Source organism: Pseudomonas syringae CC1557, assembly GCF_000452705.1.
Taxonomy (GTDB): Bacteria; Pseudomonadota; Gammaproteobacteria; order Pseudomonadales; family Pseudomonadaceae; genus Aquipseudomonas; species Aquipseudomonas syringae_F.
In genome coordinates this window covers 981329-992856 of sequence record NZ_CP007014.1, presented here as the reverse complement: position 1 = coordinate 992856, position 11528 = coordinate 981329, and the positions used below count along the sequence as shown (strand labels likewise).

At 60.0% G+C, this 11528-nt stretch carries 10 protein-coding genes and 1 pseudogene; 1 reads left to right on the top strand and 10 read right to left on the bottom strand.

What is annotated here, in order from left to right; translation table 11 throughout:
• The first annotated feature begins 124 nt into the window (after positions 1-124).
• Positions 125-580, top strand: a complete 456-nt coding sequence (locus tag N018_RS04675; protein ID WP_025388935.1) for a DUF721 domain-containing protein — start codon at positions 125-127, stop codon at positions 578-580.
• A gap of 35 nt (positions 581-615) precedes the next feature.
• Here the strand turns inward: N018_RS04675 and N018_RS26090 are convergent.
• The 10 genes and pseudogenes from N018_RS26090 to murD form a co-directional block, all read right to left on the bottom strand.
• Positions 616-765 (bottom strand): annotated as a pseudogene (locus N018_RS26090) (T6SS amidase immunity protein Tai4 family protein); the annotation flags it as partial.
• A 287-nt stretch (positions 766-1052) separates the two neighbouring features.
• On the bottom strand, positions 1053-1964 hold the full coding sequence (gene lpxC / locus N018_RS04670) for a UDP-3-O-acyl-N-acetylglucosamine deacetylase (protein ID WP_002555040.1): 912 nt from the start codon (positions 1962-1964) through the stop codon (positions 1053-1055).
• Between the two features lie 112 nt (positions 1965-2076).
• Positions 2077-3264, bottom strand: coding sequence for a cell division protein FtsZ (ftsZ, locus tag N018_RS04665; protein ID WP_024645926.1), 1188 nt, complete (start codon positions 3262-3264; stop codon positions 2077-2079).
• Between the two features lie 88 nt (positions 3265-3352).
• Positions 3353-4609 carry a cell division protein FtsA gene (gene ftsA, locus N018_RS04660; protein WP_024645925.1) on the bottom strand — a complete coding sequence of 419 codons (1257 nt, stop codon included), beginning with the start codon at positions 4607-4609 and terminating at the stop codon, positions 3353-3355.
• A gap of 14 nt (positions 4610-4623) precedes the next feature.
• Positions 4624-5493: a cell division protein FtsQ/DivIB gene (locus N018_RS04655; RefSeq protein WP_007248946.1), complete on the bottom strand. Its 870-nt coding sequence runs from the start codon at positions 5491-5493 to the stop codon at positions 4624-4626.
• Between the two features lie 3 nt (positions 5494-5496).
• Positions 5497-6456 (bottom strand): D-alanine--D-alanine ligase, encoded by a 960-nt coding sequence (locus N018_RS04650; protein WP_025388934.1) that lies wholly within the window; start codon positions 6454-6456, stop codon positions 5497-5499.
• On the bottom strand, positions 6453-7913 hold the full coding sequence (murC, locus tag N018_RS04645; protein ID WP_024645923.1) for a UDP-N-acetylmuramate--L-alanine ligase: 1461 nt from the start codon (positions 7911-7913) through the stop codon (positions 6453-6455). Before murC ends, N018_RS04650 begins: the two co-directional genes overlap by 4 nt.
• Positions 7906-8976, bottom strand: a complete 1071-nt coding sequence (gene murG, locus N018_RS04640; protein ID WP_024645922.1) for an undecaprenyldiphospho-muramoylpentapeptide beta-N-acetylglucosaminyltransferase — start codon at positions 8974-8976, stop codon at positions 7906-7908. The genes murC and murG overlap by 8 nt, the downstream gene beginning before the upstream one ends.
• Positions 8966-10180, bottom strand: a complete 1215-nt coding sequence (gene ftsW, locus N018_RS04635) for a putative lipid II flippase FtsW (protein ID WP_024645921.1) — start codon at positions 10178-10180, stop codon at positions 8966-8968. Before ftsW ends, murG begins: the two co-directional genes overlap by 11 nt.
• Positions 10177-11523, bottom strand: a complete 1347-nt coding sequence (gene murD, locus N018_RS04630; protein WP_025388933.1) for a UDP-N-acetylmuramoyl-L-alanine--D-glutamate ligase — start codon at positions 11521-11523, stop codon at positions 10177-10179. Before murD ends, ftsW begins: the two co-directional genes overlap by 4 nt.
• Between the last annotated feature and the right edge of the window lie 5 nt (positions 11524-11528).

Here is an 11528-nt window from a genome sequence, read left to right as displayed (position 1 = left end):
ACTTCAACCCATAAACCGGGGAAGTTACTCATTGATTTGCATATGAAAGCACGGAAACGCCTCGGAAAGCAGCCGTCAGAATGCTTTCTGTTAAGATGTTCATCTTGTTACCAGGCACTTACCCATGGCCTTTCGTCCCCTCAATGCCCGCCCCCCTGCGGTTCTGCTGCGCGAAGCCAAGCCCCTGAAGGCTATTTTTCGCCATGCCGAACGCCTGAGCCACCTGCAACGCTTGCTCGAAAGCCAGTTGCAACCGGCAGCGCGCGAGCACTGCCATGTGGCCTCATGGCGCGAGGGCACGCTGTTGCTGATCGTGACCGACGGCCACTGGGCCACGCGCCTGCGTTATCAACAAAAGCGCCTGCATCGACAACTGATCGCCTTTGACGACTTCGTCAACCTGACCAGAATCGTCTTCAAGGTCCAGCCGCCCGAAGCGCCTCGCGGGGCCGCGACCCACACCATCGACCTGTCGACCGTCGCCGCCGAAAACATCCAGGCCACTGCCGAGGGCATCACCGACCCCAGGCTGCGCGCCGCACTGGAGCGACTCGCCAGCCATGCCCGGGACAGGAAATAAGAGGCCGGGAAACAGGCAGCCAAGCGGGACGTACGTCATTTCGTCTTCGGCGGGTTATCCTGGCGGTAAGTGTGGTCAGGCTTGATAACCAGCTCTTTGACCTGACTGTCCAGCTCTTTGCTGTGATAAAGATCCAGGCACTTCAGCAGGTCAAAGCGAACGCCCTTCACTTCTGACTCGACTAGTTTTGCGCGTAGGTACGCCCACCCGCCTTAGGCGAATTCGCAGCGTCATCCCTGGCCCAGCCAACAGAAGCGAAGGCCGCACATGTCAGCACTGCAACCGCATTCATATATCTGATCAAGACACACTCCATAAGCCTGAATCCACGGCTAATCCATGCCGTTAATCACTAATGATAAGAGACAGCGATGTGCCGTCAACCCAACCTTCGATTTGCGGAAGAAACCCATAAAAAAAGGCCACCCGAGGGCAGCCTTTAAAGAACAAAAGGAAAGAGAGTAAAGCTTGCTTACACCGCCGCGACAGGGCGCATGTAAGAAATAGGTGCCGTACTGGCATCCTCGAAGGTCACCACTTCCCAGGCGTCTTTCTGCTCGATCAACGTGCGCAAAAGACGATTGTTCAGTGCATGTCCTGACTTGAAGCCACGGAACTCCCCGATCAGGCTATTGCCGAGCAGGTAAAGGTCACCGATGGCGTCCAGGATTTTATGTTTGACGAATTCGTCCTCGTAACGCAGGCCGTCTTCGTTCAATACGCCGTCCTTGTCGACCACGATGGCGTTTTCCACACTGCCGCCGAGTGCGAGGTTGTGCTTGCGCAGGTACTCGATATCACTCATGAACCCGAAGGTCCGGGCACGGCTGACTTCCTTCACGAAGGAAGTACTGGAAAAGTCCACGCTTGCACTCTGGGTGCGGTCACGGAAGACGGGGTGATCGAAATCGATCTCGAAACTGACCTTGAAGCCTTCGAAAGGCACGAAAGTAGCGCGTTTACCGCCCTCTTCCACTGTGACTTCACGCAGGATCCGGATGAATTTCTTCGGCGCGTCCTGTTCTTCCAGGCCTGCCGATTGAATCAGGAATACGAAAGGGCCTGCGCTGCCGTCCATGATCGGGACTTCGGAGGCAGAGAGCTCGACGTAGGCGTTATCGATGCCAAGGCCAGCCATGGCCGAGAGCAAGTGTTCTACCGTGTCAACTTTGACATCACCATTCACCAGTGTGGTCGAAAGGGTGGTGTCGCCGACGTTTTCCGCACGCGCAGGTATCTGCACGACGGGGTCAAGGTCAGCTCGGCAAAACACAATGCCGGTATTCACAGGTGCGGGCTTGAGGGTCAGGTAAACCTTCTCCCCGGAGTGCAGGCCTACACCTGTGGCACGGATAATATTTTTCAGGGTGCGTTGTTTAATCATGGCATGGGCCGCTTCAGCGCAAGTTGCGAACTGGTATCAACAAAGGCTGGCGATAATAGCAGACCATGCCTTTGCTGAACACCAATCACCCTAATACCCCTGATACATTTCATCAATCGGCCTGACGACGCAGGAAAGCCGGGATGTCCAGGTAGTCGAGGTCATCGTTAGGGTTCATCTTTGCCGCAGCGGTAGCGCTGGCGTGTGCCTGATTGCGCATAACGGTAGGGCGATCCAGATCGCGGTAGTTGACCGACGGCGCTTCCTGACGGGCTGCCTGGTGTGCAGGAGCCTGCTGGGTGGTCTGCAGCGTGTTGTCGATGACCTTGACAGGTTTCTCGATTTTCGCGCCCAGGCCGGTGGCAACCACGGTCACGTGCAACTCGTCACGCATGTCCGGATCGATAACAGTACCGACCTTGACCATGGCGTGCTCGGAAGCGAACGCTTCGATGATGCTACCCACGTCCGAGTACTCACCCAGAGACAGGTCAGGACCGGCAGTGATGTTGACCAGGATGCCGCGAGCGCCCTGCAGGTTGACGTCTTCGAGCAGCGGGTTACGGATGGCTGCCTCAGTCGCTTCACGTGCACGGTTCGGACCGCTGGCGCAGCCAGTGCCCATCATCGCCATACCCATTTCGCTCATGACCGTACGAACGTCGGCAAAGTCGACGTTGATCATGCCCGGACGCTTGATGATGTCGGAGATACCGCGAACGGCACCGGCCAGTACATCGTCAGCCTTGGCGAAAGCCGACAGCAGGCTGGCGTCCTTACCGAGGATGGTCAGCAGCTTCTCGTTGGGAATGGTGATCAACGAGTCGACGCTTTCGGACAGCATGCGGATGCCTTCATCGGCGATCTGCATACGCTTGCGACCTTCGAACGGGAACGGACGGGTCACGACTGCTACCGTGAGGATGCCCATTTCCTTGGCCACTTCAGCAATGATTGGCGCTGCACCGGTACCGGTACCGCCGCCCATGCCGGTGGTGATGAACACCATGTTGGTGCCTTGCAGGACTTCAGCAATGCGCTCACGGTCTTCCATGGCGGCCTGACGACCGACTTCAGGGTTGGCGCCAGCGCCAAGACCTTTGGTCACGCCTGTGCCCAGTTGCAGAATGGTCCGCGCGCCGATGTTTTTCAGCGCCTGAGCATCGGTGTTGGCGCAGATGAATTCCACGCCTTCGATGTTGCTCTTGACCATGTGATTGACGGCGTTGCCGCCACCACCGCCTACGCCGATAACTTTAATGACCGGGCTTTGCGGGACGTTGTCTACGAGTTCGAACATTTTCTCTCTCCTTCCGCTTTCTAGTTAGTTTTGCCTACTGCCTGCCGATACTGCTTTTTTGTCGCCCTGAAACGTTACAACCTGAAACTTAGAAATTGCCCTGCACCCAACGCTTGATCCGCTCAAGCACCGGAGCCTTGGTTTCGTCGCTGTAACTGCTGTTGCCGACAATCCCGGACAACGAAATGCCGTCCGACTGTTTTTGCAGCCCGTACAGCAACAGGCCTACGCCCGTTGAATAGATCGGGTTACGCACGACATCTGCGAGCCCTTTGACGCTGTGCGGTACGCCCAGGCGCACCGGCATGTGGAAGATTTCCTCGGCCAGTTCGACCGCACCTTCCATTTTCGCCGTACCACCGGTCAGCACGATGCCGGCCGGGATGAGGTCTTCGTAGCCGCTGCGACGCAGTTCGGCCTGGATCAGGGTGAACAGCTCGTCGTAACGAGGCTCGACCACTTCAGCCAGCGCCTGACGCGACAGCTCGCGAGGTGGACGGTCGCCCACACTCGGTACCTTGATGGTTTCGCCGGCACCGGCCAGTTTGGCCAGGGCGCAGGCATAACGAATCTTGATTTCTTCGGCGTACTGGGTTGGTGTACGCAGCGCCATGGCGATGTCGTTGGTCACCTGATCACCGGCAATCGGGATCACCGCGGTGTGACGAATGGCGCCTTCGGTGAAAATCGCGATGTCGGTGGTGCCGCCGCCGATATCCACCAGGCAGACGCCAAGTTCTTTCTCGTCATCGGTCAGAACCGAATAGGCCGAAGCCAGTTGTTCGAGAATGATGTCGTCGACTTCCAGGCCGCAGCGACGCACGCACTTTTCGATGTTCTGCGCGGCATTCACTGCGCAAGTCACTACGTGCACCTTGGCTTCCAGACGTACACCGGACATACCCAGTGGCTCACGTACGCCTTCCTGGTTATCGATCACGTAATCCTGAGGCAGGGTGTGCAACACGCGCTGGTCGGCAGGAATGGCCACTGCCTGAGCAGCATCAAGCACGCGCTCCAGGTCCGCAGAGCTGACTTCACGATCACGAATCGCCACGATACCGTGCGAATTCAGGCTGCGAATGTGGCTGCCCGCGACACCGACGAAGGCCGAGTGGATGCGGCAACCGGCCATCAACTGCGCTTCTTCGATTGCGCGCTGAATCGACTGCACGGTCGACTCGATATTCACCACCACGCCCTTTTTCAGGCCGCGGGAGGGGTGGGTGCCGATACCCACGATTTCCAGCGAGCCATCGGCCGCGACTTCGCCTACCAGCGCCACCACCTTGGAGGTACCGATATCCAGCCCGACGATCATTTTGCCGCTTTGCACGTTTGCCATGGTCCTGCCTCTTATCAATTCTTCGCGACGGCGGGTTTTTCCGTCGTCGGCGCTGCCTGTTCGCGCCAACCGACCGCAAGGCCGTTGGAGTAACGCAGGTCGACGCGCGCGATGTTCGTGATCTGTTCTTTAAGCGTCTTGTCGTAAATCGCGATGAAGCGGCGCATTTTTTCGACAAGGTGGTCGCGTCCAAGCAACAATTCGATACCCGGGCCTGCACTACCGGCGCCTGTTGTCAGGAACCAGCTGCCACGCTCGCGCAGCTCCAGGCGTACGATGGAGAAGCCCAGCGGGCGCAACATCTGACTCAACACCTGATACTGCTGCATCACCTGTTGCTGAGCCCGCTGCGGGCCGAACAACTGGGGAAGATGTTCATAATTGGACAGTTCACGTGGCGTGAAAGCCTGCCCCTGGTTGTTCAACAACGCCTCATCGCCCCACCGCGCCACCGGCAGTTGCTCTTCAAGACGAATCACCACTTGATCCGGCCAGACGCGACGCACTTCGGCATGCGCGATCCACGGCATCTGCTCCAGTTCGGTACGCATGGCGGCAAGGTCGATCTTGAAAAAACTCGACGCCACATAGGGAGCGATACGTTGCTGCACAGCCTGCTGGCTGATGTAACTCAAATCGCCCTGCACGTTGATACGGGTAATCGGGCGATCGGCATACGGCAGCAGGCGCTGAGCTCCCTCGTACGTGGCAAAGCCCAGAATCACCAGCAACACCGGCCAGAACAGGCGCTTCAGAAAACTGAAGTTGGCCTTCGGCAGGCGCGCCGACAGTGGCTCCTTGGCCACCATCCGGCTGGCGCCACGCGGCACCGGCTTGTTACGGCCGGGGGCGGGTGGCTGAGGACGTGCCGAAGGGCCGTACATGCTTTACCCTCTCACCGGAACGCTGTCGGCCAGAATCGCCAACACCAGTTGCTGAAAATCCAGGCCCGCAGCGCGTGCCGCCATCGGCACCAGACTGTGATCGGTCATGCCCGGTACAGTGTTCACTTCCAGCAGCCAGAACTTGCCCTGCGCATCCTGCATCACATCCGTGCGCGCCCAGCCTGCAATGCCGATGGCTTCGCAAGCACGTGCAGCGAGTTGTTTGAGTTCCTGTTCCTGCGTATCACCAAGCCCGCACGGGATCCGGTACTGGGTATCGGAGGCCAGGTACTTGGCGTCGTAATCATAAAAGCTGTGAGGTGTGCCCAGGCCTATGGGAGGCAATACCTGGCCACGCAGAGACGCAACAGTGAACTCCGGCCCCTGAATCCACTGTTCGACCAACACTTGCGAATCGTAGGTACTGGCGGCTTTCCAGGCGGCGATCAATTCATCGACGCTGCTCACCTTGGCCATACCGATACTTGAACCTTCATGGGCCGGTTTGACGATCAAAGGGAAGCCCAGTTCCGTCGCGGCGCAAATACAATCGCTCTCGTTTTCGAGCACGGCGTGCAGCGGGGTTGGCAGGCCCAGACTCTGCCAGACCTGCTTGGTCCGCAGCTTGTCCATGGCCAGTGCCGACGCCAGTACGCCACTGCCGGTATAAGGGATTTCCAGGCACTCCAGCAGGCCTTGCATAGTGCCGTCTTCGCCGCCCCGTCCGTGCAAAACGATAAAGGCGCGGTCGATCTTCTCGCTGACCAGTCGCTGCAGGAAATCAACGCCCACATCGACGCCGAACGCATCCACGCCAGCGTCGAGCAGCGCCTTGAGTACCGCCTGCCCCGAGTTCAGGGACACTTCCCGCTCGGCACTCTTGCCGCCGAAGAGCACGGCAACGCGGCCGAAGCTTTTCGGCTCGAGTGTCGAGCACAGGGAAGACCAGGCAAGGGCTGTCATTTCAGCTTCCCTTCGGTTGACGCCACTTTCGCGCCGACGAACAGCGGGCTTTTGAGCAACTGCGGTGCAAGACCGCCGATGTCGCCAGCGCCCTGGCAGAGCAGAATGTCACCGGCACGCAGCAGCGGCTTGACCAATGGCGCCAGCTCTACGCCACGTTCGATGTAGATCGGGTCCAGCTGGCCACGCTGACGAATGCTGTGGCAGAGGTTGCGGCTGTCCGCACCGGGGATCGGTTCTTCACCGGCCGGGTAGACTTCCATCAGCAACAGCACGTTGGCGTCGGCCAGCACCTGCACAAAATCGTCGTACAGATCGCGTGTGCGGCTGAAACGGTGCGGCTGGTAAACCATGACCAGACGACGATCCGGCCAGCCGCCGCGTACAGCATTGATCACCGCTGCGACTTCACGCGGGTGGTGACCGTAGTCGTCGACCAGCATGACGTTGCCGCCTTCGACCGGCAGTTCGCCGTAGATCTGGAAGCGTCGGCCCACGCCCTGGAAGCCCGAAAGGCCCTGGACGATGGCTTCATCGCTGACGCCTTCGTCGGTCGCAATGGCGATGGTGGCCAACGAGTTGAGTACGTTGTGGTTGCCGGGCATGTTCACTGACACATCCAGCGGCTCGCGGTCGCGGCGCAGCACGGTGAAGAAAGTCAGCATGCCGTCCTGACGCACATTGATCGCACGCACGTCGGCTTCTTCGCTGAAGCCGTAGGTCAGGGTCGGACGTTTGACCAGCGGCAGAATCTCACGCACCACAGGATCGTCGATGCACATCACCGCCAGACCGTAGAACGGCAGGTTGTGCAGGAATTCGACAAAGGTCTTCTTCAGTTTGTTGAAGTCACCCTCGTAGGTCGCCATGTGATCGGCGTCGATGTTGGTGACCACAGCCACCAGCGGTTGCAGGTGCAGGAAGCTGGCATCGCTCTCATCGGCCTCGGCGATCAGATAACGACTGGTGCCCAACTGCGCGTTGGTGCCGGCAGCGTTCAGCCGGCCGCCAATCACAAACGTCGGGTCCAGGCCACCGGCCGCGAACACCGAAGCGATCAGGCTGGTGGTGGTGGTCTTGCCGTGCGTACCGGCAACGGCGATGCCGTGGCGATAACGCATCAGCTCGGCGAGCATTTCGGCGCGCGGTACGACGGGGATACGGCGCTCCAGCGCTGTGGCCACTTCCGGGTTGGACGTGTTCACGGCACTGGACACCACCAGCACATCGGAGCCGATGGTGTTTTCGGCGCGATGGCCGAGGAAGATCTGTGCGCCGAACGATTCAAGGCGCTGGGTCACGGCGGAACTCTTGAGGTCGGAACCCGACACTTCGTAACCCAGGTTCAGCAGTACCTCGGCGATGCCGCACATGCCGACCCCGCCGATACCGACGAAGTGGATGCGGCGGATACGGCGCATTTCCGGCTGAGGCATGGCACGTTGATTCTCAACCATGGGCCACCTCCACACAGACATCGACGACGGTGTTGGTTGCATCAGGCTTGGCCAAACGGCGTGCAGTGCGGGCCATGCTGTTCAATTGTTCGGGTTGCATCAAAACCTCTTTCAGGCGTGCGGCCATCTCGGCGGCGCCAGTTGTTGCTTGTGGCATGACGAAGGCTGCACCTTCTCGGGCCAGATAGTCGGCGTTACGGGACTGATGGTCATCAATCGCGTGGGGCAGCGGTATCAGCAACGACGGCAGACCGGCGGCGGCCAGTTCGCTGATGGTCAATGCGCCTGCGCGGCAGACCACCAGATCGGCCCAGCTATAGGCTTGGGCCATGTTCTGGATGAACGGCGCAACTTGCGCCTCGACACCGACGTTGCGATAACGCTCGGCGGTGACGGCATCATGATTCTTGCCCGACTGGTGAAACACTTCGGGCTGGATGTCCTGCGGCAACTGCGCCAGCGCCTCAGGCAACAACTTGTTCAGCGGCTCCGCGCCCAGGCTCCCGCCCAGTACCAGCAGACGCGCCTTGCGCCCGGCGAGCGCCTGACGCGGTGTTTCCAGAAACAGTTCGACACGCACCGGGTTGCCGGTGGTGCGGCGCTTGGCCGATGCCGCAAACGTGTCCGGGAACGCTTCACACACGCGGCTGGCGAACGAAGCCAGGCTGCGGTTGGCAGTACCGGCGACGGCGTTCTGCTCATGGATGATCAACGGCACGCCCGCCAGCTTCGCCGCCAGACCGCCAGGGCCGGTGACATAACCACCAAAGCCGACCACACAGACCGGTTTCACCTGGCGAACCACCTTGCGCGCCTGCATCAGGCTTTTCAGCAACATCAGCGGCGCCTTGAGCAGCGACAGTCGACCCTTGCCACGCAAACCGGTCGCGTTGATCAGGTGCAGCGTCAGACCGGCCTGTGGCACCAGCTCGTTTTCGATGCCGCGTGGCGTGCCCAGCCAGTGGACTTTGTAGCCTCGGGCCTGGAACTCGCGTGCGCAGGCCAGCGCCGGGAATACGTGCCCGCCGGTACCGCCTGCCATGATCAGCACGTTAGCGTCCATTGTGCGTCTCCTCGGCGAAGTCGCTTTCCTGGAACTCGGCTTCTTCACTGCCCATGTTGTTGCGCGACTCCCACTCGATGCGCAGCAACAGGCCGAGGCTCGCACAGCAGATCACCAACGAACTGCCCCCATAGCTGAGGAACGGCAGCGTAAGGCCTTTGGTTGGCAACAGACCGACGTTCACACCGATATTGATCAGGAACTGACCAATCCACAGGAATGACAGGCCATAGGCAACGTAAGCGCCGAAGAACTGCTTGGCCCTTTCTGCCCACATGCCGATGTACATGCCACGAATACTGACGAACAGGAACAGCGCAACGGTCAGCAGCGAGCCGATGACGCCCAGCTCTTCTGCGAGAACCGAGAACACGAAGTCGGTGTGCGCTTCCGGCAGGTAGAACTGCTTCTGCACGCTGTTGCCCAGACCGACGCCAAACCACTCGCCGCGACCGAAGGCGATCAGCGCCTGGGTCAACTGGTAGCCGGAACCGAACTGGTCAGCCCACGGATCGGTAAAGTTGGTCAGACGCGCCATACGATAGGGCTGGGCCTGAACCAGCACGACCACCGAAGCAACCGCCAGCACCACCATCAGCGAGAAGCGGAACAGCCCCACTCCGCCGAGAAACAGCATCGCGGCAGCCGAACCCATCATGACCACGGTGGCACCAAAGTCAGGCTCCATCAGCAACAGACCCGCCATCGGCAGCAACACAATGAACGGCTTGAAGAAGCCCATCCAGCTTTCGCGGACTTCCTGCTGACGACGAATCAGGTAACCGGCGAGAAAGATCACCACGAAAACCTTGGCGATTTCCGAGGGCTGCACGTTGAACGCGCCGAAGCCGATCCAGCGCATCGAACCGTTGACCTCGCGCCCGATGCCGGGCACCAGCACCATCAGCAGCAGACCGAATGCACCCAGCAGCATCAGCCAGCCCAGGCGCTGCCAGGTGGCGACCGGGATCATCATGGTCACACCGCAGGCGCCCAGACCGAGCAGCAGATAGACCAGGTGGCGAGTCATCATGTACAGCGTGTTACCCGACTGCACGGCCGCCACTTCCGACGAGGCGGACGTGATCATCACCAGACCGAGTCCCAGCAATGCCAGACAACCGACCAGCATAGGGAAATCGAGGTCGATACCGCGTCCGCTGATCAGCGGCGATGGATATGGCTTGATCACACCGAAGATCATGACAAGCACTCCACTGCCTGCGCGAACACACGTCCGCGCTCTTCATAATTCTTGAACATGTCCAGGCTGGCGCATGCGGGAGAAAGCAACACGGCATCGCCGCTGCGGGCCAGTTCAGCACTGCGCTCGACCGCCGTTTGCAGCGTGTCGACACGAATCAATGGAACGGCATCGCCCAACACCTGAGCGATCAGCTCGGCGTCGCGACCGAGCAATACGGCAGCGCGGCAATGTTCAGCCACTGGCGCACGCAAACCGCTGAAATCGGCGCCTTTACCGTCGCCACCGGCGATCAGTACCAGCTTGCCGTCTATATCCGCTCCGAGGCCTTCGATGGCGGCCAGTGCGGCACCCACGTTGGTGGCCTTGGAGTCGTTGTAGTAGTGAACGCCTTCGCGCTCGCGCAGCCATTGGCAGCGGTGCTCAAGACCGGTGAACTCACGCAGGCTGGCAAGCATGGCGTCGAACGGCAGCCCGACCGCATGGCCCAGGGCCAGTGCCGCCAACGCGTTGGCCTGATTGTGCGCGCCACGCACCTTCAGTTCGCGCACTGGCATCAGGTTCTCGAACTGGAAGGCCAGGTACTTTTCGCCATTCTCTTCACGCAGGCCAAAACCGTGGAAGTCAGGTTTGTTCAGACCAAACGTCCAGCACGGCAGACCTTCGCCGATCAACGGGCGGGACAGCGCGTCCTGACGATTGACCACCACCTGCCGCGCACCGCGGAAAATGCGGTGCTTGGCCAGATGGTAGGCAGGCAGGCCGCTGTAACGGTCCATATGGTCTTCGCTGATGTTCAGCACAGTGGCGACTTCAGCGTTGAGCTGATCGGTGGTTTCGAGCTGAAAGCTGGACAGCTCCATGACATAAAGCTCGACCTCGTCGCTGAGCAGGTCCAGCGCCGGGGTGCCAAGATTGCCGCCGACTGCGACACGTTTTCCAGCGGCAACGGCCATTTCGCCGACCAGCGTGGTCACGGTGCTTTTCGCATTGGAACCGGTAATTGCAATCACCGGCGCCTTTGCGTGCCGTGCGAACAGTTCGATATCGCCCGACAGCTTGACGCCACGCGCATGTGCCTGTTGCAGGGCCGGTGTTGCCAAGGCGAGGCCAGGGCTGACATACAGCTCGTCGGCACGGCAGAGGAAGTCCACATCCAGCTCGCCACAACGCACTTCCACCTGCGGATAATCGCGACGCAAGGTCGCCAGCTCAGGAGGATTCTCCCGCGTGTCGGCCACAGCAAAGGACACGCCCTGGTTCGCCAGAAAGCGAACCAGAGACATGCCGCTTTTGCCTAGACCCACGACAATGCGGAAGCGGTCGGAAACGATCAGGGACACTCGTT